Below are 24430 nucleotides of genomic sequence, written 5' to 3' on the forward strand. Positions count from 1 at the left end.
GGGCTTCTTTGCCTATCTCCCTCTGAGGAGGTTGTCCATGAAACCATTTGCTCCCTCAGTCAGTGCTGACCTGGGAGCCGGGAAACGGCGCACCTCGGGCTATGCAACCTACGCTTTTGTGATCCTGTTCTCCATTAATTTCCTCAACTACATGGATCGTTATGTCTTCACAGGAGCCTCTACAAGCATTGGCCAGGAGCTGGGACTGGGCTTAGACCAGCTTGGTTACATTGCCTCGGCCTTTCTGATCGTCTACACGCTAGGGACGCTACCTTTTGGCATCTGGGCTGATCGCACGCGGCGCAAGAACGTAGTGGCGCTCTGCGTGGCTATTTGGAGCCTGGCCACGGCCCTTACTGCCCTGGCCAGCAACTTTATCGCCCTCTTTCTGTCTCGCATGGTCTTGGGCGTTGGCGAGGCCGGTTACTATCCAGCGGGCACAGCTTTACTGAGCGACTACTATAGTCGTAAGAAGCGGGCAGGGGTCATGAGTCGTTGGGGAGCAGGCTCGCTGATTGGTCTGATGGTAGGCTTCATCCTCGGTGGCGTTATTGCTGGATTGGGGCAAGGAAGCTGGCGGCTCGCTTTTCTGATCTCAGGGATTCCTGGCCTCGTGCTGGCCTTGCTGGCCTGGCGCTTACGTGAGCCGCGACGCAATGAGGCTGATGAGCTGGAGGAGGAGGAAGAGAGGGAGCAAGTCGGCGAACTACAGGAGGTAGAGGGAGAGAGGGTCAGCGCCAGCTCTGATCTTGTCCTTGCCCATTGGAAGTCAGTGGTCAACGCGCTGAGCTATCTCTTAGGAGGCTTCATCTTAGGTGGGGGAGTCACCGGCCTGATCCTCAAGAACTGGGGCGTGGCCCTGACCTTTATCGCGATCGGGTTAGTGCTGGTAGTAGTAATAGCCCTGCTGGCCCTCGGTGGTCTCTTTCTGATGCTGCGCTGGCAGGCCAGTACTACCCGGGCTGAGGAGGCAGGCGCCGAAGTCGAAGAACAAGGAAGCCCTTCTCTTGCAGAGGCCGTGGTCACTGCTCCTGCTCCACCTGTGGCAGAAGAGCAGCGACTACCCTTTAGCTGGCAGCAACTCTGGAGGGACTTCACTTCCCTACTGCGCATTCGTAGTCTGATCGTACTGACGCTTGTCCAGGTCTTTGCCTTCTATGCCCAGGGAGCGAGCGTCTCCTTTTTGCCGGTCTATCTGCATCAGAAAGATGCTCTGGGGCTGACGGTAGCGCAGGCGGCAACGCTCTCGGGCGTAGTGGTAGTCATCGCGGGTATTGCGGGGATGATCATCGGTGGTTATCTGGCAGATATTCTGAACACCTTCCATCCGGGGGCGCGTATTCTTGTCTGTGGGATTGGCTTTTTGCTCTGCGCCCCAAGCTTCGCCCTGGCGGTAACCGTGCATAGTACTACCGCCTTTATGGTCTTTTTCTTTATTACAGCTATGCTCATCTTGCTTTATAATGGACCCTGCACAGCGGCTATTCAGGACACTGTGCCCTCGGCGTTGCGCGCTTCGGCGGTCGCCCTGGCGTTGCTTCTGGCTCACTTGCTCGGCGACGCCTTTGCGCCCTCGCTGATTGGGGTGCTGGCCCAGCATTTCGACCCGACACATGGCAGCCATTTTGCCCATGATCTGGCCGGTCAGGACCTGCGCCTGGCGTTGTTGGTGACTTGTGTACCAATGTTGGTGCTGGCCGGGCTGGTTGGGATCTTCGGCGCACGCTGGATGAAGAGCGATGTTGCTGCCGCCCAGCGCGCCGACGCCCTTGCTCGGGGGTCCAGTTCGGATGCTGTAATGGCCTAAGCCGAAGAGGGGTCTTCAGCGGCGAGCAGAAAACGGAATCTTTTCGGTGGAGTCTGATAGGTAATGGTGCATTTCTATGAGCTGGCGACAATGGATGCAGCCCAGCGCCGGCGTCTACTGCGCCGCGCCGAGCTGCGCATAGAAGAGGTAACCGAGCGCGTGCGGCCAATCGTCGAGGAGGTACGTGCGCGTGGCGATGCCGCGGTCCTGGAGTATACAGCGCGCTTTGATGGTGTTCAGCTGAGTGCCGAGCGCCTGCGGGTGAGGGCCGAAGAGATTGAGCGTGCTCATCGTCAACTTGATGGTCGTGTGCGTGTCGCGCTTGAGCAGGCCGTGCGCAATGTCAAGGTCTTTCATCAACGGCAATTGCCGCAGGAGCAATGGTATACCCAGGTGATGCCGGGGGTCATGGCCGGGGAGCTGGTGACGCCCATCAGCAGCGTGGGTCTCTATGTACCACGTGGCAAAGGGGCTTTCCCCTCCGTCATGTACATGCTGGCTGCCCCTGCCAGCATTGCCGGCGTACCGCGCATCGTTGTCTGTACGCCGCCTGGCCCCGATGGCGAAATCGATGCTGCCTCCCTGGTGGCTGCCGACCTCTGCGGTGTGCACGAGATCTATCGCGTTGGTGGAGCGCAGGCCATAGCGGCTCTCGCTTACGGCACTGAGACCATCCCGCGGGTGCATAAGATTACAGGACCTGGCAGCGGCTATGTCGCAGCCGCTAAGCGATTGCTCTATGGGGTCGTTGACGTCGGGCTGCCGGCAGGACCCAGTGAGGCTATTCTCCTGGCCGACGACAGCGCTGACCCCGAGCTGGTCGCGCGCGATCTGCTCATCGAAGCCGAGCACGGCCCCGATTCTTCCAGCCTGCTGGTCACCCCTGCTCGAAGCCTGGCAGAGGCCGTCAGTCAGCTCTTACCGACCAAAATCGCGGCTCTGCCTGAGTGGCGGCGTGCCTTTTGCCGCGCTGTCCTGGAGGAAGAGAAAGGAACAGGGGGGATCATCCTGACGCGCACTATGGATGAGGCTGTAGACTTTGTCAACGAATATGCTCCCGAGCATCTGGAGGTTCAGGTACGTGAGCCATTTGCGCTGCTGACGCATCTGCGTAACGCCGGGGAGATTCTCATAGGACCTGCTACCCCCATCTGTCTCGGCAACTATTGCATAGGAACCAACGCCATTCTGCCAACCGGCGGCTTTGCTCACACCTTCTCGGCGACCTCGGTTCACGATTTTCTCAAGCGCACGGGCGTAGCCTATGTGACAGCAACAGGATACCGTGCGTTAGAAGAGACAACGCGGACGCTGGCAGAGTTTGAGGGGTTTCCGGCCCACGCGGCTGCCGTCAACGAGCGACCGCTGTCGACGTGGCCAGAAGCCGGGGAGTAGGGGAGCAATCGCAAGGGCTGCGGCTAGCTCAGCCTGCTCCAGAAAAGGTGGAGCAGTCGGGGCTGGCCGAGCCCCGGGCACGGGATGGCTCAGCTGTGCTGGGTTCACATAGAGATAGTACAATAGCTTACTTCCTGTTCAGCGAAAATGTGCTATAATGCGCCCAGCACCATGAGCAACGAGCGAGCGTTTTTCCTGGAAAACCAGGGAGCCTGGGCGAGTAGGCTGAAGAAGTGCAACGGATCGAAGGGGAGCGGGACAGGGGCGAACCTGATAGAGAGGATCGCTAATGTCGGGGGCTTGGGGGTAGCGGAGTGGTAGACAGGCCAGGAGATAGTCGGTGCGTCTTGTAAAGAAGCAAGGGCAAGGGGCGACCCTTTAATAGAGAATTCAGGGCTGCATCAAGAAGCGGTGTAAGGAAAGATGGCTAGCAATCACTCTGATCCCAGAGAAGTCGTGTCTGCCGGGAATGCAGCAACACCTGCAAGCGGGCAAAGCGAGAGCGGGCCTCGGCTGCCTCCACCGCCGGGAGCTCCGGCGGCGGTTGGGGCTGGTAGTGTGATGCCGGAGAGTGTCGGATCGGCGGCGTCGGGGGCTGGGGTGATGCGCCTGAGCCCTGGGGTCTTGCTGTCGAACGGACGCTATAGAATTGAGCACCTGGTAGCGGCGGGCGGTATGGGAGCTGTGTATCGCGCGATCGATCTGCGCTTTGAGCGTCCCTGCGCGGTCAAAGAGATGCTGGACGATTTTCAGAGCGAGGTGGAGCGGAACCAGGCGGTCGAGTGGTTCAAACGAGAAGCAACCCTGTTGCTGGATTTGAATCATCCCTGTATCCCGCGCGTACGCGACTTCTTTGTGGAAGAGGGGCGCCATTATCTGGTGATGGACTTCATCGAAGGGCGCACGCTGGCCAAAGTGCTGGAGGAGGAGGGGAATGTTGTGGGGGTGAGTGGAGCGCGTGGTGTACCCGAGGCGCGTGCCAGGAGCTGGGCACAGCAGATCTGCAACGTTCTGAGCTACCTGCATCGCCAGAGTCCACCGATTATCTTCCGTGACCTGAAGCCGTCGAACATCATGGTCACAGACCGTGATGAGATCAAGCTCATAGACTTTGGCATTGCGCGTACCTTCCAGTCGCAGCGCCAGGCCACGATCATCATGACCATTGGCTATGCGCCACCGGAGCAGCTGCATGGGATGCCGGAACCGCGCAGCGACATCTATGCCCTGGGGGCGACACTGCATCGCCTTCTGACGCATCACGATGCGGCCAACAATAGGCCGACGATCTTCTCGTTCCCACCGGTGAGAAGCTTGCGCCCCGATGTCTCGCCCGAGTTTGAGCAAGTCATCATGAAGGCGCTGGCGCCCAGCGTAGAGCAGCGCTGGGCAAGCGCGGCGGAGATGGAGCGGGCGATTCTGAGCCTGCCGCCGATCAAAGCTGCGCCTCCGTTGATGAGCAGCGTGCCACCAACAGTAGCAGTCGGGCCGGCAACGCCGGGGCAGGTGGCTCTACCAGTTGCTGGCAGCACCACCGGCCCAGCCGGACAGTTCATCCTCACAGCGCAGGCTCAGCTGCAGGCCGGGCGAATCGAAGCTGCCTATGCGGCTGTCCAGCAGGCTTATGCCCTGGAGCCAAACAATGCCCTGGTCCATAAGATCTTTGGGCAAGTTTTTGCGCGCCGCCAGCCGCCTGATCCTCAGCGGGCGATTCAAGCGTACAACCGCTCAGTCCAGCTCAATCCCAGCGATGCTGAGACGCATAAGCTGGTTGGTGATGTCTATCATTTCATCCTCATGCGCCCGGGTGATGCCAGCACAGCCTATACGCAGTCTCTGCGCCTGAATCCCAATGACTTCGAGGCCCACCAGCGCCTGGCGCAGTGCTACGAGCGGCTGAGTCAGTTCGAGCCTGCCTTACGGGAGTTTCAAGAAGCCTTGCGACTCGCTCCCAAGGTTCCGAATCTGCTCGCAGCTTTGCACTATGAGATCGGCCAGCTGGCCTGGCGACTCAATCAGCTATCACTGGCTGAGCGGAGCTTTGTGCAGGTCCTGATTATCAATCCCGCCGATCATCAGACGCGCTTCCTCTTAAGCCAGGTCTATGAGCGGGAGAACAAGCTCGGCGATGCACTGCGCGAGTGCCGCTATGTTGTTGGGGCTATGCCTACCAATCAGGCGGCTCAGGCCATGTTACAGCGCCTGCAAGCCAGGTTAGGACGATGAGAAACTATTTGCTCCTTCGGCGCATTTCGTCAGCTTTGGATGTAAGGGAGAAAGTGCCGATGAGTACGTATTACCTGTGTTCCGCGGAAAGGAAAAGCATCGGCCTGCTGTCAACCGTAATTGGCCCCTTGCTTGGCGCTCTTCTCATCGCCTTACAGCTCCTGTGGCCTGTTGCTGCAGTCGCTGCTCCTGGAGGTGGGAGCGTCGACGTCGGGAAAAGTCAGGTGCTTGACCTGGTAGGGGCAGCAGTCGTTCGTTTGTTGGTGACCTATACTCCTGGCCGTGCGGGTGGTGGTCAGCTGCCTCTGTCACGGACCTCAGTGGCGAGCGAGCTATCTGATGAGCTCGTGCCGCTGAGTCTGCCTGGTGTTCAGTGCACGGGCTTAGGGGTGCTTGTTAGAAGCTGGCAGTCGCGGGGAGCAAATGACCTCAACGCCTGGGTCTTAACCGACGGAGATCTGGTGAGCAGGTTGCGCCTCTGTGGAAATAGTGGCAGTACCGGTGACCTCCCAGACCAATTGACCTCGATTGATATCTATAGCAGTTCAACCGGGTTGGGGACCCTGCTGACCCACATTACTTGCTCTGGCTCCCCCCTGAGCTGCTCGAATCGTGGCCAGCTGCTCCCAAACGGTGGCAGTAGTTGCCCGATAGAACTGAATAATTGTGCCCATGCCCTCGTGCTTGTTCCTTTCCATAGCGCCTATACTCTACCTTATGCCGACCTGGCATCGCTCTCCTCCGGGGGGCAAACAACAACCTTTGGGCTGGAGCTTACTGACGCCAGCGGGACCCTGCCAGCTCAGGCCAGCCAGGCGCCAAACTTTCTCACCCCCGAGCTCCTTGGGGGCCAGGAGCGACCTGTAAACACCGCCATCTCGGCACCTGGTGAGCCGCAGGAGGGGGGTATGCCAATCGTCAATCAGGCTGGTCAGGTAGTCGGCTTGCGGCTTCTCAACGGCGAGGCCAGCGACGCCAGTCAAGTAAGTATGCTCCTTCGTGGCTTCAACCTGCTAACGGCGCCCGCTAATCCGCTCCTTACTCACTGGCGAGCTGGTGTCCAGGACTATTATCGTAGCCAGTATCAGCAGGCCAAAGGGGAGTTTCAGCAAGTCCTCGTCTTCAGTCAAAACCAGCTGCGAGGAGCCCAGCAATTCCTCCAGTTGATCGATCAGCGTCTGCAGGCCCCTGCAGCCGGCCAGGCTCAGCCCCAGGCAGGAAGCAGCGAAGTCGGTTTTGCGGGCCTCCCGCTGCTTGTCTGGGGAGGCATCGTCGGCTTGCTCCTGCTGGTGATAATTCTGCTGTTCGTCACCCTGACGGTGGGGCGCGTCAGGAGGCGCAAGGAGCTGGAGCGCTTCCGCAAAGAAGAGGAAGAAGCCAAGCGCCAGGCGGACCTGGAGGCGGAGCGTCAGCGTCAGCGAGCCAAGGCCTTCCAGGCGCAGCAGCATGCCGCGGTCTCTGCAGCGAGGCTGCAGCAGGAGCAGCTGGAGAGAGAGGAAAGAGCGGCGGCCTCGACGGGGGCTGCTGGAGCCAGTGCCCTGCTGCAATGTCCGCGGTGTAAGCAGCAGGTCAGCCGCGGTGTCGAATATTGTCCCTCATGCGGTGTGTTGCTCTCCCCATCGACCTCGGGCCTGCGCCTCCGCGCGCTCGTGCCGCCCGAGGTAGTCGCTCCTCAGCCAGCATCGCCCATGCCGGGGCCAGAGATGCCGACCGCAAACGAGATGCCAGCATCGGCTTTCTCTGCCTCCTCTTCTCCACCCGCTCAAGCCGCCCCGTCGCCTCCACTCAGCGATCAACCCACCTTTGTCCTGCCACCGCTCAGCGAGCAGCCAACGCAAGCGATCGTTGCCCCCGCCCCATCGAGGTCAGAGGGCAAAACCCAGGTCGTAAGAGGAAGACAGCGGATGAAGAGCCTTCAGCTGGTGGTTGGTCATCGTACTGACCCAGGCATTAAGCGACGTCATAAGCCGAATGAGGACAGTCTGCTCGCCATTCTTGGGGGGCGGCAACTGGGTGGGCAGCTGCAGCCCTGGGGCCTCTTCGTCGTGGCCGACGGCATGGGAGGCCATGCCAATGGGCAGGATGCTAGCCGTCTGGCCATTCAGACTATCGTCGACTACGTGCTCCCTTCACTACTACGCGAGCAGGAGCTGAGTAGCAATGACTACCAGCACCTCCTGGTAGAGGGGGTGCAGTCAGCCAATCAGGCTGTTCATGAGCAGAACCAGCGCGAGCACGCCGACATGGGAACCACCATGACCGCGGCGTTGATTGTCGGCTCCGTGGCCTATGTCGCCAATGTAGGCGATAGCCGCACCTATCTCTATCGAGAGGGGAGGGGTCTCAAGAAGGTAACGCAGGATCATTCGGTAGTCGCTAGCCTGGTAGAAGCAGGCATTATCAAGCCCGAGGATATCTACACCCATCCGAAGCGCAATCAGATCTATCGGAGCCTGGGAGAGAAGCCGATCGTCGAGGTGGATCCATTCCGCGAAGAACTACTCCCTGGCGATAAGCTCTTGCTCTGCTCCGATGGTCTCTGGGATATGACTCGTGATCCCCACATCGAGGCCGTACTGCGCAAACCCGTTGATCCTCAGCAGCTGGTTGATGATCTGGTGCAGCTCGCGCTCGATGGAGGTGGCGAGGATAACATTTCCGTCATTGTCGTCCAGCTTGTCGAAAGTAGCCGAGCAAAAGGCCTGACGAGCCTGCACGTCCTTGCTCAGCCAGATCAGTTTGCTCTGCCCACCTTGCCGCAGGGCTGAAACCACAGCAGCAGAGACACGCCAGGAGAGAAGCATCCTCCTCCTGGCGCTTGCTTTTTGGGGAGTGACCCGGCAGGGCAGGGCAAGGCAGGCCAGGGCAGGCCAGGCCAGAGAGGGGTAGAGTCAGCCGGCCAGTTTGTCGCCTGTTCAACCCTGTGCTATAATCTTTGCAGCATCTTCTGACCCTCTTTTCCTTTGTAAACAAGGGTCCGACAGCTGGAGGAAGGCGTGTGTCACTAACTACCAGTACTGGTTATCTTTATGCCGCGATTCTGCTGGCCGCCGGCTTCACCTTTGTCCTGATCACAATGACGGTCGCGAATCTGCTGGCTCCCAGACGCAGGACCTCAGAAAAGCTGCAGACCTATGAGTCGGGCGAGGTGCCGATCGGTTCGGCCTGGGTCCAGTATCCGCTGGGATTCTACATCTTTGCCTTGCTCTTCGTCGCCTTCGATGTCGATATTGTCTTTATCATCACCTGGGCTATCCTCTTCAAAAGTCTGAGTATCTTTGGCTTTTTTGAGATACTCTTCTTTATTATTGTGCTCGCGCTCGGTCTGGTCTATGCCTGGCGCAAGGGAGTGATCCGATGGATATAGTGCCGCGTGTTTCGCAGATTCCGAGCGCCTCTGACTATAGTGACGAGCTCGCCGAGCTTGCACGCGACCTGGCGCCGCTAGCGCAGATCACCGGTCAGCCGGTGGGGCCGCGGGTGATGAAAGGCAATTATCTGGGCATCGAGGTTGATCGTGCCCATCTGGTTGCTGTCTGTCGCTTTCTCCGCGATCAGCTTGGCTTTGACCTGCTCAGCTGCGTCTCTGGGGTTGACATGCTTGACCATCTGGAGACAGTCTATCATGTGCGTTCGACCACACGTGGCTCGCTCTTGCAGATCAAAGTACGCCTGGATGCGGAGAGCCCAGAGGTGGATAGCGTAGTTTCGGTCTGGCCGACAGCGAACTGGCTGGAGCGGGAGACCTACGATCTGTTCGGCATCCGTTTTACGGGGCATCCCGATCTGCGGCGTATGCTGCTTGATGATGACTTTGAGGGGTACCCGCTGCTGAAGAGCTTCCATCAGGTGCCTCTAACGGTCAAGCCGCCAGCCACGACCCAGGTTGATCCCAATATGGCAGTTGCTGGTCAGTATCAACAGCGTGGGGTTGAGCATGTGGTGCAGAAGAAGTTTGGTCAGGGCAAGCTAGAGCGGCTGCATCCAGGAACGCCAACCTTTGGCCATGCTTCCCATGCTCATGGGCACGAAGAGGAAGAAGGAGAGGCGCGCTCAGCTTCGACGGAGGGCCAGGCTCGCTGATGGCCAGCAGCAGGGGGAGCAGCAAAGGAGCCAAAGCCAGAGCCTCAGCGCAGGCCGCCAGGCGTGCTGAGCAGGAGCAGCCTTCGCAAGGGCGAGGGTCTGGGCAGAGGGAGCGACCGCTTCCTGCCCGCTCGGCGTCCGAGTGGCGTAGCTTGCTCTGGTCTCTCTTTCTGGCGCTGGCCTTCTGGTGCCTGGCGATCGTCTTTTATGTCAGCCTGGAGCGAGATCCGAACCGCATTCTCTACGCTGCGATGGCGGCGCTCCTGGCGCTGCTCTGGACTGTCAACTTCAGTCTCCGCCTCTCCCGAAGGCGAAGGCGCTGAGGCGCTCGCCCGGTAGCTGTCTAAAGCAAGGTTCGCCTCGCCCATCATTCTGGCCTGGTTGCTGCCCTACCTGTCAAGCAGTCGGCCAACCAGCCAGCTAGCAGCGCAGAAAAAACAAGCGTGAAGCGTTATCCTGCTCTGAGCGGCTGGAGAGCTGCGTCGAGGTTCAGGTACTGCACAGTCAGTGGTACGTCACGCAGGCTTGCCCACTGCGGAGACTCAGCACTGACTACCCCTACTACCTGCTGAGTGAGACCAAAGAGCTGCGAGGAAGCTATGGCGACCAATCAAGGTGTAAATAGACCTCCCCTCGAAGGGGTAGCGCCCGGTGAGCTGCGCTCGGAGGAAATGATCCTGAACATGGGGCCGCAGCACCCGAGCACTCACGGCGTGCTCCGCCTCGTACTCACCCTGGAGGGTGAGACGGTGGTGGATTGTACGCCGGTCATTGGCTACCTCCATCGTGGCATTGAGAAGATTCTGGAGAATCGCACGGTGATGGCCGGCATTCGCTATATGGACAATGCCGACTATCTCTCACCGATGCTCAACGAAACCGCCTATGTAGGAGCGGTCGAGCAGTTAATGGGTATAGAGCCGCCGCGCCGTGCCCAATACATTCGCCTGATCACCAATGAGCTGCAGCGCATCGCCAGCCATCTGGTGGCCATTGGTACCTATCTGCTCGACCTGGGTGCCTTTACGCCGATTCTGTGGACCTTCCGCGATCGCGAAGGGATTCTCTCGCTCTTCGAGGCCCTGGGAGGAAGCCGCTTTAATGTCAACTATATGCGTGTGGGTGGCGTCCTCCATGATTTTCCCAGGGGCTGGCTCCAGCAGTGTGAAGCCTGGTGCAATCAGTTCGAAAAGAACCTGCAAGAGCTAGAGACCCTGATCACGGGAAACGAGATTTTCGAGGCGCGTACGCAGGGCGTTGGCTATGTTGATCCCCAGCAGGCCATCGCCTATGGACTGACTGGCCCGATGCTGCGCGCCAGTGGCGTGAATTGGGACCTGCGGGTCAATCGCCCCTATATGGCCTATCGGGAAGTCAAGGTCAATCCCCAGGTGCGGCAGGAAGGTGACTGCTATGCGCGCTATCGGGTGCGTATGCAGGAGATGGCGGAGAGCCTGCGCCTGGTGCGGGTGGCAATGGATCAGCTGCCAGGTGGCCCGATCTCAACGCGGACACCAATTGCGCTCCGTCCACCACGCGGTGAAACCTACTTTGCCATTGAGAGCAGCAAGGGCGAGCTGGGGATCTACTTTATCAGCGATGGCAGCGAGTACCCGTGGCGGGCCAAGATTCGTGGGCCTTCCTTTGTCAATCTTCAGATTCTGCCCGAATTGCTGCGCGGCCACAAGATGAGCGATGTCGTGGCCATTCTGGGAAGCCTGGATATTGTGCTGGGAGAGGTCGATCGTTAACGCTCGCGGGCAAGGCCATACGCAGCCTCTCTTGTCGCGACAGGGCTGCCAGCCTTTCAAACGCTTGCTGGCTCCAGGCCGGACAACCGTTCCTTCCTGCCTGGCAGCGGTGACCACGGCTGCTGGCCTGCTCTGAAGACAAGCTGGGTGCGCATGTCTTGCTCGTAAGCTCGCTGATGCAAGGTAAGAGAGTGGAGTGTATCCTATGTCCGGTGGAGTTGTATTAGCCGAAGTCTGGTGGGAGCAGCTCCTCCACGGCATCCTTTCTTGGGAGTTTCTCCAGTTCGTGGTGGCGTTTCTTTCCATCTTTGGCTTCGTGCTGACCAGTGCTGTGATTCTGATCCTGGCCGAACGCAAGGTCATGGCCTGGATGCAGGATCGCTATGGCCCGCTGCACACGGGACCCTGGGGCATGTTGCAGACCGTGGCCGATGTGGGCAAATTGCTGCTCAAGGAAGATATTCATGCCGGCAAAATCGATAAGGCTGTTTTTATCCTGGCCCCTTCGGTCTTTCTTGCCCCAGTGATTGCCTCCTTTGCCGTGCTGCCCTTCTCGCCCTATATTAGCCTGCCGGGCGGGGTGCTGGCGACAGGCATTGTCTACTTGATCGCTATGAGTTCGCTCGATGTGGTGGGTGTGGTCATGGCAGGCTGGGGCTCGAACAACAAGTATGCCCTGATCGGGGGCCTGCGCTCTGCGGCTCAGATGATCTCTTACGAGCTGCCGCTCGTGCTCTCTCTGATCGGCATTGTGATGCTGACGAGCGTCCTGCATGACAGCGGCCTTGGCACCATCGCTATCAAGGACATCATGAATCTCCAGATGGCGCAGAGTTGGCCGGGCAAGGGCAGCCCCGTCTGGGACTTCATCTTCGAAGGCTTCACGCCCTGGGCCTGGTTTATTCTGGTGCAGCCGTTGCTCCTGTTGATCTACTATACCTGTGGACTGGCCGAGACGAACCGCTCGCCTTTTGATCTGCCGGAGGCTGAGTCGGAGCTGGTGGCTGGCTACCTCACTGAGTATAGCGGCATGCGCTGGGCGCTCTTCTACCTGGGCGAGTATGGCAATATGACAATTGTCTCTGCCATCACGGCCATGCTCTTTCTGGGTGGCTGGTCGGGTCCGGGCGTGGCCTTCCTAACGGCTCCAGGCATGGCCATTGGCTGGCAAGTCCTGGGCAATCTGCTGGCGCTCTTCTACTTCATCCTCAAGGTCTACCTGCTCTGTGGCGTGTTCATCTGGGTGCGGACGACGCTGCCGCGTCTGCGTGCCGATCAGCTGATGCAGTTTGCCTGGCTGATTCTGATCCCCACGACCCTGGTTAACATTGTCCTGACTGGAGCGCTCTATCTGGTTCTGAACGCTCTGGGGGCCTCGAATCTGGTCTTCCTGGTCGTTCTGGGGGTTGTCAACTGGTTGATGCTCTTTGGCTTCTTCTGGGTGGTCAGCCGGGCGACGACTGCCTCGACGCGACGTGCAGTGGCGCCGGCCATTCGCGCTCGCCAGCGCCTGGCGGCCCTTGCAGCGGCTCCCGCCGCTCCGCAGCTCCCTGAGCCAGAGCGAGCCAGTGTGACTGGTGCCGGCGCCGGCAGCAGCCGCTAACCTTGCGCTCAGCAGGAGCCAGAGAGATACCGTCGGGGGTGGAGCAGGCATCAGTAGGGCTGTTGTTGCCGCTCTTGCTGTTGCTGCTACGCCAGGCCGGTATCTCGCCAAAAGAGCAGGAGAGCCTGTCTCGCCGCTGTCGGCCTGACAGGCTCTCCTGCCTTGCTCATCAGAAGTCGTCTTCTTGCGTGCCTCTTCTCTCGAGAGACTCTCAAGAGGTCCTGTCCCTGCTTCCCTCCCCCGCTCCCTGTTAAAAGAGAGGCCTCTCAGCGCGAGCTGAAGGGCAGACGCGTGGCTCCTTCCTAGAAGCCCCGCAGCTTAAGGATGACAGTGGTGAGCAGGATGCTCAGGAGAGCGCCGAGCGTCACCTGGGCCACTGTATGCCGGCGTAAGGCCACCCTTGACCAGCTTACCAGGATGAGCAGCAGGAAGAGTGGCAACATCACTGAGCCGTACATGGCAGTCAGCAAGGTTGCTGCGCTGGCCATTGAGGAGGCATGAACGCTGATTTTCCACCAGAGCGTGATGAAGAGCATCACAATGCCGCTGGTGATGGTGATGATCAGCAGCGTCATCAAATTATAGGGGCCGTGGAGCGTTTGCAAGACGAAGAGGCCGACGGTGGCTGAAGAGATAGAGAAGACATAAGGACCCATGCGCTCGGAGCGGCGCGTGATCTCCAGATCGGAGAGCCGACCGGTGTGAACGCCGATGGCGATATAGAGCAGGGGACCAAGGCTTAGGAAAAAGAGAGTGACAAAGGCGCAAGCCAGCGCATAGCGCGGATCGGCGCTATGATAAAGTGCTACTAGTGTTACCAGTGGCAAAGAGATCGAAAAAGGTGCAAGAACATTGGAAACGTGACGTGCGATTCGTAAGCGCAAAGATTCGCTATCAGTCATACCAAATTCACCAAGTTGAGGGCCGGCGGCATCTTCTTTGAGCACCTGAGTCAGACGGCGGCTATTCATCACAATCACTCTTTCCCTTCCTCATGAGCGGCGGCAGTTGTGATCTGAGCGAGCTGGCTGGCCTGGTGCACCACGACGGGATAGCCCAGAATGCTAGAGGCGACCTGGCGGAAGGACGTGGGGTCGCCGCTGCACCAGACTTCCAGTCTGCCGGTGGGGTTCTGGCCCCCTTGCTTCGTCGAGGGCTTTAGGAGGGCGGCAGCTTCCAGCACGGCGCGTGTCCGGCGAGCAATTGCCGCTCCGCTGTCGATGACCTGGACACCGCTGCCGGCGACGCGCTCGATCAGCGGGCGCAAAGCCGGGAAATGGGTGCATCCCAGTACCAGCACATCGATATCCTTGCTGAGCACAGGCTTCAGAGCCTGGTGCACGACCTCCTCCGCCGTTGGCGTATCTAGCTCGCCACGCTCGACGAGGGTCACCAACTCAGAGCAGCCGTGGCTATAGGTCTCACTATCGCGAGCAAAGTCGGCAATTAACTGGCGCAAATAGGGCGAGCGCGCCGCTTGATTCGTAGCAATGATACCGATACGACCCTTGCGTGTCAGGCGTGCTGCGGGCTTCACAGCGGGCACTACCCCGACGAAGGGCACAGGGAAGGTGGCGCGCAGAGTGGCAAGGGCCGCTTGTGAGGCGGCATTGCAGGCGACAACGATCAGTTTCACGCCGCGTTCTACCAGGAAGCGACTGATCTCCAGCCCCAGCAGGGTGATCTCAGCCTCACTGCGCAGGCCGTAGGGGCAGTGAGCCGTATCGCCGACGTAGAGGAAGTCCTCGCCGGGTAGCTCTTGCCTCAGAACGCTGAGAATGGTCAATCCACCGGCTCCCGAGTCAAAAACCCCGATGGGAGCGCTGGCCTGACCGGCTCCAGGGGCCTGCAGGGTCGGCAGTTTTGATGGCTGAGACTCTCCCTCCTGCTGGAGATGGACGCTCTGTAGCCTACTACTCAATGGTGCCTCAGATGCTTGTTTAAAGTAACTATTGTGCATAATACTACTGAAAATTCACCAGCATAGTGATAACATGGAAAGGCACGTCTCCTGATGGCGAGCGCCTGGCGTTGTCCTGGAGAGGCTGGCGGGCGAGATGCTGGCCAGAAGAGCCAGGCTTCTCAACCATAAGGTCAGGCGAGCAGAAAGGCGCCAGGGGCCTCTTCGTTAGAATACTCCACTGTCCCAGGGCATGCAATCCGAGTCCGTGGCTGCTGCTCTTGTCTGGTCCTTACCTTGCGCGCGTGCAGGCTGGCTCAGACCGTTCCGGAGAACCACAGCGACTCAGCCGGACTTCTCTGACTGACGACATTGGGTATCTCCGCGAAGGAGAATCTTCGCTGGATGCGGCCACCGATCTGCGGCGGTGCTCATCTCAAGCGAAGTGAACCATTCTCCAGAGGCCGTGGGCGTTGGTCGTATCAGTCAGGGTACTTTATATAGAACGATCCAGACGAGAGATCAACCACATCGGCGACATCTGTCTCACTTGTCGGAAGGGTTCGATTGGCAGAGGGAGGTCGCAGCGCTGCCGTCCGTCCTGGATGCAACCGGGTGGTGATTCTAACGCTTCTCTAACACTCTTCCTACGCTTCTCTAATGCTTTTCCTACGCAGCTCTAATGAGGGGTGTGGCATACTCAGAGCAGGCTCAGGTGTTGCTTGGACAGCAAGGAGAGGCGAGGACCCATGTACGCAGCGGGCAATCGGTCACAAGGGAACGCTGGTCAGAGTGCTCAGCGGGCGCCACAACCGCAGCCGTTGCGCTGTGCGAACTGCGACATCGAGATTCGCTGGTCTCCAACGATCGTGCAGGGCAAGGCTTATTGCTGTAGCGGGTGCGCCGCTGGGGGCCCTTGCAGCTGTGACTATTCACAGTATCGCTCAGTCAACATAGCTGGTGTGATCCACTACATGCCTGAGCATGAGGGGCAGGATTCTACTCAGCCGCATGGGATGGAAACAAGCCCGTCCTGAGCTGCTCGAGGGGTGCTCGTGAGCTCCAGTGGTCCCCAGTTCTGCTGTCTCCCTGTCCTGCGGCTGCCGACCGCGCGCACAGAGCGGGGAATCGGAGTCTGCATCGTTCCAGACCGTATCTGAGGCCAGAGGCAAGGCGAGGGCGGCGGCCTGGTCAGCGACAAGGTGGCCACCAGGAGGAGGCGAAGCTTTTCTGAGAGTGGGAGCTTGCCTGATAGCCCCTTTTGTTCGCTTGTGCTGGTACGCGAAAGACGCGATGGGTCCTCTATAAGAGAAGCTCTAAACAACTAGCGGAAGAAAGGGAGAAGACGTTCGTGGCGAAGATCCGTCCTGTTGGCGACCGCGTGGTGGTGAAGCCCGCGGCCAAAGAAGAGGTCACTAAGAGTGGTATCGTCATTCCTGATACGGCCAAGGAGAAGCCCCAGGAAGGGACCGTCGTTGCCGTAGGGAGCGGTCGGCTGCTTGATAATGGCGAGCGGGCGGCGTTGGAGGTGCGCGAGGGTGATCGGGTGCTCTTTGCCAAGTACAGTGGCACTGAGTTCAAGCTCGATGGTGAGGAATACCTGGTGCTGAAAGAAAGCGACATTCTTGCCGTTCTGAGCTGATTGATCCCCGCTGTACACTCTCCCCCTTTGTTGGCGCTCCCCTCTCTATAGAGAAGAGAGAGCTGTCATCGACCGAACGGAACGATCGCTTAGCCAAGATAGAGAGGAAGGAACAATCGATAAATGGCAAAACAGTTAGTATTTGACAGTGAGGCGCGTCGTTCTCTGAAGCGAGGGATCGACATTCTCGCTGCCGCGGTCAAAGTCACCCTTGGCCCCAAAGGCAGGAACGTCGCCCTCGATAAGAAGTTTGGTGCTCCCTCCATTACGCACGACGGCGTCACCGTGGCCAAAGAGATCGAGCTGGAAGACCCCTTTGAGAATATGGGGGCCCAGCTGCTGAAGGAAGCGGCCACCAAGACCAACGATGTGGCCGGTGATGGCACAACGACGGCCACCGTTCTGGCGCAGGCCATCGTCACGGAAGGCTTGAAGAACCTGGCCGCTGGTGCCAATCCGATGCAGCTCAAGTATGGCATCGATCGCGCCACCGAAGCGGTTGTCGACTATATCCGTTCGGTAGCAGTACCGGTGCAGACGCGAGAAGATATTGCCCATATCGCCACCAACTCTGCGGCGGATGAGACGATCGGCAGACTGATTGCCGATGTGATGGACAAGGTCGGCAAGGACGGCGTCATCACCGTCGAGGCTTCGCGCGGTACCAGCTTCGAGACGGAGTTTGTCGAGGGCATGCAGCTCGACAAAGGCTTTGTCTCGGCCTACTTCGTGACCAACAACGAGAAGCAGGAAGCCGCCGTTGAGAATCCCTATCTCCTGATTACCGATCGCAAGATCAGCGCTGTTCAGGATATCCTGCCGGTGTTGGAGAAGATTACGCAGCAGGGGCGGCGCGAGCTGGTGATCATCGCTGAAGATGTCGATGGGGATGCCCTGGCGACGCTGGTGGTGAATAAGGTGCGTGGCGTGCTGAACGTGCTGGCTGTCAAGGCCCCGGGCTTCGGCGATCGCCGTAAGGAAATGCTGCGCGATATCGCGGCGCTGACTGGCGGCCAGGTGATTAGCGAGGAGATGGGCCGCCGCCTTGATTCGGTGACTCTGGCCGATCTGGGCCAGGCTCGCCGCGTGGTGGCCACCAGAGATACGACCACCATCGTCGAGGGCCGCGGCAATCCGGCTGACATCCAGGCCCGTATTCGTCAGATCAAGGCTCAGATCGAGGAGACAACCAGCGACTACGATCGCGAGAAGCTGCAGGAGCGCCTGGCAAAGCTGGCCGGCGGCGTGGCGCTGATCAAAGTGGGGGCCGGCTCAGAGGTGGAGCAGAAGTATCGCCAGACCCGCGTCGAGGATGCCCTCTCGGCGGCTCGGGCCGCAGTTGAGGAGGGGATCGTCCCCGGCGGCGGTGTGGCTCTGCTCAATGCGATCGAGGCTTTGGACAAGCTGGAGCTGACCGGAGATGCGGCGACCGGGGTGAGGATCTTGCGCCGCGCCCTGGAGGAGCCGGTGCGCCAGCTCGCTATCAATGGCGGCAAGGATGGCTCGGTGGTGGTCGAGGGCATCCTGCGCGCTCAGCGCGAGCAGAATAATCGCAACTATGGCTACAACGTCCTGCTCGATCGCTATGAGGATATGATCGCCGCTGGCATCACCGACCCCGCTAAGGTGACCCGCTCTGCCCTGCAGAATGCTGCCAGCATCGCGGCCATGATCCTGACCACCGAGGCCCTCATCACTGACGTGCCTGAGAAAGAGAAAGCTGCTGCTCCTTCTATGCCTGAGTACTAGCGCTCTTCGAACCGCTTCACCCCGACTCTCTGCGATGGGAGCGGGGCCAGGTTGTCGCGAGGCCCTCTTTCCTCCCCTACCTTCTGGCTGGAGAGGATGAGGGCCTCGCTGACTGTAAGAGAGCTGACTGGCTGCCAACGCCGGCTTTGCTCAGGCGATAAAGTGCAGCGAGTTGAGCATCGGATCGTAGTATTTCTGCATTGCCTCGTCAAAAACGTCATTGCTGGCATAGAACTGAAGGCTATAGTAATGTTGCTGGTGCATGACGCTCAGGGTGACGAGGTGCAAGCTCTGGTTGTTGTTCAAGGGGAAGCTCACGTCGTCCTCGCTCCAGCTCTGGCCCCCGACGGTCCGTGTCTGGGGGGTATTGGTCAGTGTTTGTGGATTGCTCAGGCTGGTGGCCTGGGCGAAGTTCTGAATCAGAAACTGGTCAAGCTCGTGCGCGCTGGAAAAGGCCTGGTTGGCATCGCTGGGAAATTGGACAACCAGCAGGCTCAAGGGGGCTGAGAGACTCTGAGGGGGATCGAGCGTGAGCGTTTTGACCCCACTGCTGGAAGTGTTGAGCTGACCCTCAAGCCAATCCTGGGGGAGGTTCATGGTCAGACCCAGAGATTGGCTACTGGCATTGCTCAAGGGCTTGAAAGAGGATGGCGTAGGCAGAGCGTTTGTGGTCGAGCTCTGGCTGCCTGCCGTGGCGGTCGCCGCTGGCGCCTGGCTGGGGAGCTGAACGCTGTGCGCGGGCGCTTTGGGGGCAAAGTAGCCGTGGGCCCACAGCAGCCCCACAGCAAAACCAGCGCCGAGCAGACAGCTCAGGAGCAGCACGGTGATCACCGTAAGCCAGCGGCTGGAGCGCCCTGCTGGTCGAGTCTGACCCGGAAAAGCGACCGCCGTACTCTGACCGGCAAGACCGTTGGCCAACAGCAAGGAACCGGAGACTTCGCGCGGGTCACGTGGCCAGGCAGGTGTATCGGCAGGAAGGTACGAATAATATGCCTGTGCTCCTGATGAGACTGCCGTGCCACACTGGGGACAGACCACGGCAGAGACCGGTAGTTCTATCTTGCATTGTGTGCAGGTCATGGCTGCACCTCTCCCGTGTTCGTTCCGACAACAGCAGCTGTTGTCGGAGAATGACCTCTGTACAAGAGATGGGTGGATGGGGCGGTTACAGCCGGGACGAGGCAGCTCCTCTTGCTCCGGCGCCCCTTCTTCGCTCGCGTGTAATCGCTTCTTGCTGACTGGCTGGTCAGAGAGAGCTATCTCGACTTGGATGCCGGCCTCTCACACCGGTAGACAGGGTCCCTTACCTTGCTCATGCGGCTTGGTTCTGTCCGGGCGATTCATCAGGGCTGTTGCTCGCTGAACGTCAGCGGCTCCGGCTATCTTGAGCCGCGAGCTAGCGAACCCAACGGCAGTCAAAGCGAACCTGTCCGCTGCGACGATCGGTGATAGCTCTGACGATCTCCAGTGTCATTGGCTCGCCAATAGCGATCGGCAGATCGTTCTCATCGAGCACGCGGCACTCGAATTGGCGTGTTGGGTCATTGAGATCGGCAATGACGCAACGCACATAAGAACGCTCCTCACCGCCAATAGTGGCCCGTAAGCCGGATTCCTTCGCGAGTAACTTTCCCGTGCGCTTCACCGTCCCCTGTCCCCCCTCTCTGGGAATCCTCTCACTCACTTCCCTCCTCTCCCACTAGGATGGCAAACTGCTAAAGACATGGTAGAAGAATCTGCAGCAAAAGTCAACGAGGCTCCTACCCAGCCCAGCAACCAATCAGCTTCTCTGTTGACCTGCCCTGCTCCCGTTACCTCAAGGAAGGCCAAGAGCAGGATGGCTTGAGTCCTCTCGTTGTCCACGGCGGCCAGTGCCCGGGGGTGCTGGGCTGAGTCTTAGCCCAGCACCTCGGGATTGACCAGGTTGGGGGGCCGGCGTCCTTCGTGGTAGGCGACAATGTTGTTACTGGCCACCAGTGCCATCTGATTGCGTGTCGCATAGGAGGCGCTGGCAATATGGGGTAGCAATACCACGTTTTCCATCGTCAAAAGCTCTGGCTCAATGGCCGGCTCGTGCTCATAGACATCCAGGCCGGCGCCGGCGATCTGCTTCTCCTGCAAGGCGCGGACCAGGGCCTTCTCATCGACGACGGGGCCGCGAGAAGTATTGATCAAATAGGCTGTTGGCTTCATCAATGACAGCTCTCGTTCGCCGATCAGGTGGTGGGTTGAAGGCAGGTAAGGGGTGTGAATACTGACGAAATCGGACTCGCGCAGCAACTCGTCCAGCGGGGCATAGGTCAGATGATGGGCTGCTTCCTCCTCGGGTGGCAGACGGTAGACATTGTAGTAGAGGACGCGCATTTCAAAGCCGCTGGCCCGTTTGGCGACGATCTTCCCGATGCGTCCAACGCCGATGAGCCCCAGGGTTGCATGATGGACATCGGCGCCGCAGAAGAGCAAAGGACCCCAGCCTTTGAACTTCCCGGCGCGTACGAAGCGCTCGGCCTCGGGAATGCGACGAGCGACGGCGATCAGGAGGCCGAAGGCCAGGTCGGCGGTAGTATCGGAGAGGACACCAGGAGTGTTACTGACGGCAATGCCGAGGCGCGTAGCCGCTTCGACATCAATGTTGTTGTAGCCAACGGCCATATTGGCCACCATCTGTAGACGTGGCGTGGCCGAGGCACAAGCCTCCAGAAAGCGGGCATCGATCTGATCGGTGAGCAAGCAGAAAATATAGTCATGGCCGGGACCGCGACGGAGCAGCTCTTCGTAGGGCCAGATAACGCCTTCCTCCATATTGGCCTCTACCTCGCCGATGGCCTCCAGAGGTGGATAGGCAACATCAGGTACACGCTGGGTCACCAGGATTTTGGGACGTTCTGCCATAGCACTCTCCTGCCGATCTTGCTTGCTTGCTACTGCTGCTGCTGCTGACTTGCTGGAGCAACGGTCTACCTGAACATATTGAAGCTGGGAAGCCTCGCTGACAGACCAGGCGCATGCGGTCCGTCGATGACTGCTGGCTATGCTGGCTGGAACTTTCCTTTTATTGTATAACCTCTGACAAGCCTCGTGTCTGATCCGTCTGATCGTCGGGGCGATCGGTCGGTTGACATGCCAGGGAGGTGGGTAGACGGAAGGGTTTCGCCAGACGGCGACGCAGGAGCATCAGGAGGGCAGGCCATCCGTCGCGCCAGGGGGAGAGCTTTTTAGCCTGGCGAGGAGCATAGCGAATGGGGACTTCCAGGATAGTGAGGCCGGCCTGTACCAGATAGATGGTGATCTCTGGCTCAATCTCGAAGCGGTGTCCCTGGAGAGGGAGAGCCTGCACCACTGCGCGTGGCATGAGCTTGTAGCAGGTTTCCATATCGGAGAGGCGGCAGCCGTAGAGCAGATTTGTGGCCCCTGTCAAAAAGCGATTGCCCCAGCGTGTCAGCCAGGGCTGTCGAGAAAGATCACGGCAGCCGTAGACAGCTACGAGGGGGTGACCCGCCGAGATCCAGCGTTCCACGAGCAGGGGGATATCTTGAGGATCGTACTCTAGATCGGCGTCTTGGATAAGGACCAGGTCGCCCGTGATAGCTCCAAAGCCTGTGCGTAAGGCCATGCCCTTCCCCTGGTTGGTACTGTGGCGTAGGTAGCAATAGCGATCAAAGGGCGGCTGCTGACGCAGTGTCTGTAAGATCTCCCAGGTACGGTCGGTGGAGGCATCGTCGACGATGACCACCTCCAGATCAAGAGGGACGTTGGCCAACATCTCCAGAAGCTGGGCCACTGTGGCTTCTTCGTTGTAGACAGGCACAACCACCGAAATGCGCATGCTTGCAGTAACCTCACTTCCCGATGCTGCGGAGCAGTGAGCATAGGGGCTATCTGCCCTTTGTGCTCCTCTCTCCTTATCCGGGATGACGACTCTCTGGGTGGTAGGGGGTAAGAATAGAGCTGTTTCTTCTCCTGGCTGCTGGCATCCATCAGGTCTGCCGCCCGGTCTCGACTCATTCCCAAAGCTGCACCGTACCATCGGTCAGGGCGACGAGCAGGCGACGATCGGCAAAATGCAGGGCACTGATTTGCCAGGGATGGTAGAGCTTTTGGGCCAGCTGTCCTGCTCTCAGCGACCAAAGCTCAACCACGCCCTCGTTGATCTCGCTATCTTCGCGGGCCACGGCCAACCAGCTGGCATCATCGGAAAGCGCCAGACGCGAGGTGCCTCCCAGGGTGCCGACAGCGAGATCGTAGTAGGTGGCAGCGCGCAAGTTCTGCACGCGCACGCGATTACGCTCCTGCCGCGCTGCGAAGACCACCGTCTGCAGATCTGGTGTGACCGCATAGGGCGGAGCACAATCGCTACACGCTCCAGCCAGCACAGAGGTGACAATGCGTGGGCGCGGACGGTTCCCAAAGCGGGTGCGGGCAGTCAGGTCCCAGCGCCGAACAACAATCACCTCCTCCTGGCTGCCGGGGCTATGCCCACAGGAAAGCGTCAGCAGGGAGCGCGTGTCGCGTGAGAGCGCGCGCAGGCGAATGGCCCAGAACTGGCGCTTCTCGATTTCCTCTTCGATGCAGACCAGGGTCTCCTGGGGAGCAGCGCCCTGCCCCGGCTGGTAGAGCAGGACATCGGTGGCACGCACTCCCACTTTCCGCGGGGTGCGCGGGTCCTCGGCCTGATAGGGAAGGGCGAGGCGCAAGTACAGAGAGAACGAATCTATTGTCGAATCCGGCGGGGGTTGAAGAACGCTTCCCTCCTCTACGAAGGCCAGATCGAGCGTATAGTGGTCAAAAACGGTGCGCTGCTGCAAAGGGTAGCTCCAGAGCAGCGAGCCGCTCTGTGTACGCCAGACGTGCAAGCCGAGGCGCCCCCAACCGGCTAGGAGCTCCCCATGCGGTGAAAAGCGCAGTTCACGCAGCGATTCGACTGTCAGAGCAGGATCAGTGCGAAACTGAGCAAGCTGAGCACTGCGGGCCACGCTCCAAATGGCTCCCTGGCCATCCAGAGTGCCAGCAGCGATGTACAAGTCATTGTCTTTCGTTTGCACGCTGCCCAGGGCCGAGATCACTCCCAGGGACGTCTGGAGGCGAGCGCCGGCGCGCAGGGGGCCGCGTGTGCTGAAGATGCTCAGGCTGGCAAACTCTAGCTCCTCCTGTGGGTCAATGCGCTGGGGACGCCGGCGCGGTCGCAGCAGGCCACTACGTACATCCAGCACACCGCGCAGGACCACATCATACTGCTGTCGCTTCTGGGGGTCACCCAGGACGGCGTAGGCGCGATTGATGCGCTTCATCTGCGTTGCTCCCTCGGGGCCAGCCAGATCAGGGTGGTAGCGCCGTGCCAGTTGTCGATAGGCGCGTTTGATCGTCTCCTGATCGGCATCCGCTGGTACACCCAGAATGGCGTAGTAGTTTTCCAGTTCGTCCCTCTCCATAGCCAGCTCTGTTGCCTGCTGAAAGTGAGTGGATCGCGCTAGAGCGATACAATACGTGTTTTGACACGGTTGCCTGGCATCGACAAGCGCCGTGTGCGCCAGATATACCAGGTTGCCAGAGTGCGATAAGGTCGCCAGCGCTCGCCGAAGGCCAGCAGTTCTTTGCGCGTTGGGCGCCGTTCTAGTTCGTAGAGGAGGCGGAGGCCCTCGGCCAGACCCAGATCATCGACGGGCCAGACATCAAGGCGTCCCAGGGAAAAGATCAAGATCATTTCTGCTGTCCAGCGCCCGATACCTCTGACTGTGGTCAGGGCGCGGATAACGGCCTCGTCGTCAAGTGCTGGGAGCTGCTGCAAATCCAGCTCTCCACTCAGGACGTGGGCACAGAGATCACGTATATAGCGAATCTTTTGTGTAGAAAGGCCGACTGCCTGCAGTTGCTGCTCGTCGAGGGCGGAAAGGAATTGGGCCTGAAGAGGTCCGGGTGGAAGAAGAGTGCGCAAACGAGCCATAATGGCGTCGGCGGCCTGAACAGAAATCTGCTGCGAGATGATGGCATCGACCAGCGCTTCGAAAAGGTTAGGGTCCGGCACCAGCGTACACGGCCCTACGCGCTCAATGGCGCTGGCCAGAACTGGATCACCGGCTTTCAGCGCCAGGGTGGCTGTAGCAAGAAGGTCGGTCCAAGATTGCTGGATGGTCATCCCTCCGTCTTTCTGCTCGCTCAATGTTCTCATGCCAGTTGCTTGCTCGCTGGTTGCCAGCTGGCCGCTGAGGCAAACAGCACAGCCGCTGATATTGTAGCACATGCTGGCCTCCTGCCGCTGGCGCGCTCTGGCCTGGCA

At 59.6% G+C, this 24430-nt stretch carries 19 protein-coding genes; 11 read left to right on the top strand and 8 right to left on the bottom strand.

The annotated features are described in order from the left end of the window. The first annotated feature begins 37 nt into the window (after positions 1-37). From N688_RS02275 to N688_RS02315, 9 genes are all read left to right on the top strand, one after another. Entirely contained in the window at positions 38-1807 is a 1770-nt protein-coding gene (locus N688_RS02275) for an MFS transporter (protein ID WP_052887769.1), read from the top strand. A gap of 63 nt (positions 1808-1870) precedes the next feature. Then, positions 1871-3202 carry a histidinol dehydrogenase gene (hisD, locus tag N688_RS02280; protein WP_052887770.1) on the top strand — a complete coding sequence of 444 codons (1332 nt, stop codon included), beginning with the start codon at positions 1871-1873 and terminating at the stop codon, positions 3200-3202. Positions 3203-3763: 561 nt separating this feature from the next. Continuing rightward, on the top strand, positions 3764-5428 hold the full coding sequence (locus N688_RS02285) for a serine/threonine-protein kinase (protein WP_162179473.1): 1665 nt from the start codon (positions 3764-3766) through the stop codon (positions 5426-5428). A gap of 59 nt (positions 5429-5487) precedes the next feature. Further along, positions 5488-8196, top strand: a complete 2709-nt coding sequence (locus tag N688_RS02290; protein WP_162179474.1) for a protein phosphatase 2C domain-containing protein — start codon at positions 5488-5490, stop codon at positions 8194-8196. Between the two features lie 230 nt (positions 8197-8426). After that, complete coding sequence (locus N688_RS02295; RefSeq protein ID WP_052887773.1) at positions 8427-8795, top strand: NADH-quinone oxidoreductase subunit A; 369 nt, start codon at positions 8427-8429, stop codon at positions 8793-8795. Then, a complete protein-coding gene (locus tag N688_RS02300) occupies positions 8786-9511 on the top strand; it encodes an NADH-quinone oxidoreductase subunit C (RefSeq protein ID WP_052887774.1) in 726 nt (241 codons plus the stop codon). The genes N688_RS02295 and N688_RS02300 overlap by 10 nt, the downstream gene beginning before the upstream one ends. Positions 9512-9663: 152 nt before the next feature. Next, on the top strand, positions 9664-9834 hold the full coding sequence (locus tag N688_RS22610) for a hypothetical protein (RefSeq protein ID WP_156025253.1): 171 nt from the start codon (positions 9664-9666) through the stop codon (positions 9832-9834). Positions 9835-10110: 276 nt separating this feature from the next. Continuing rightward, entirely contained in the window at positions 10111-11262 is a 1152-nt protein-coding gene (locus tag N688_RS02310; protein WP_052887776.1) for an NADH-quinone oxidoreductase subunit D, read from the top strand. A 205-nt stretch (positions 11263-11467) separates the two neighbouring features. Beyond that, positions 11468-12865, top strand: coding sequence for a complex I subunit 1/NuoH family protein (locus tag N688_RS02315; protein ID WP_052887777.1), 1398 nt, complete (start codon positions 11468-11470; stop codon positions 12863-12865). Positions 12866-13167: 302 nt separating this feature from the next. Here the strand turns inward: N688_RS02315 and N688_RS02320 are convergent, their stop codons facing one another. Beyond that, entirely contained in the window at positions 13168-13845 is a 678-nt protein-coding gene (locus N688_RS02320) for a phosphatase PAP2 family protein (RefSeq protein WP_052887778.1), read from the bottom strand. After that, entirely contained in the window at positions 13842-14786 is a 945-nt protein-coding gene (gene murI, locus N688_RS02325; protein WP_052887779.1) for a glutamate racemase, read from the bottom strand. Before murI ends, N688_RS02320 begins: the two co-directional genes overlap by 4 nt. A gap of 1330 nt (positions 14787-16116) precedes the next feature. Between murI and groES the strand changes: the two genes are divergently transcribed. Both groES and groL read left to right on the top strand, forming a co-directional pair. Then, positions 16117-16407, top strand: coding sequence for a co-chaperone GroES (groES, locus tag N688_RS02330; protein WP_052887780.1), 291 nt, complete (start codon positions 16117-16119; stop codon positions 16405-16407). A gap of 123 nt (positions 16408-16530) precedes the next feature. After that, positions 16531-18156 (top strand): chaperonin GroEL, encoded by a 1626-nt coding sequence (gene groL, locus N688_RS02335; RefSeq protein ID WP_052887781.1) that lies wholly within the window; start codon positions 16531-16533, stop codon positions 18154-18156. A gap of 150 nt (positions 18157-18306) precedes the next feature. Here the strand turns inward: groL and N688_RS02340 are convergent, their stop codons facing one another. The 6 genes from N688_RS02340 to N688_RS02360 form a co-directional block, all read right to left on the bottom strand. Next, entirely contained in the window at positions 18307-19236 is a 930-nt protein-coding gene (locus N688_RS02340; protein ID WP_156025254.1) for a hypothetical protein, read from the bottom strand. Positions 19237-19552: 316 nt separating this feature from the next. Next, positions 19553-19840, bottom strand: coding sequence for a hypothetical protein (locus N688_RS22615; RefSeq protein ID WP_156025255.1), 288 nt, complete (start codon positions 19838-19840; stop codon positions 19553-19555). A gap of 212 nt (positions 19841-20052) precedes the next feature. Further along, positions 20053-21048, bottom strand: a complete 996-nt coding sequence (locus N688_RS02345) for a 2-hydroxyacid dehydrogenase (protein WP_052887783.1) — start codon at positions 21046-21048, stop codon at positions 20053-20055. A 160-nt stretch (positions 21049-21208) separates the two neighbouring features. Continuing rightward, complete coding sequence (locus N688_RS02350; protein WP_052887784.1) at positions 21209-21982, bottom strand: glycosyltransferase family 2 protein; 774 nt, start codon at positions 21980-21982, stop codon at positions 21209-21211. Between the two features lie 175 nt (positions 21983-22157). Then, positions 22158-23585, bottom strand: a complete 1428-nt coding sequence (locus N688_RS23705; protein WP_052887785.1) for a DnaJ domain-containing protein — start codon at positions 23583-23585, stop codon at positions 22158-22160. A gap of 38 nt (positions 23586-23623) precedes the next feature. Continuing rightward, complete coding sequence (locus N688_RS02360) at positions 23624-24394, bottom strand: DNA-3-methyladenine glycosylase family protein (RefSeq protein ID WP_202901821.1); 771 nt, start codon at positions 24392-24394, stop codon at positions 23624-23626. Positions 24395-24430: the final 36 nt, after the last annotated feature.

The organism is Thermogemmatispora carboxidivorans (assembly GCF_000702505.1).
GTDB classification, from domain to species: domain Bacteria; phylum Chloroflexota; class Ktedonobacteria; order Ktedonobacterales; family Ktedonobacteraceae; genus Thermogemmatispora; species Thermogemmatispora carboxidivorans.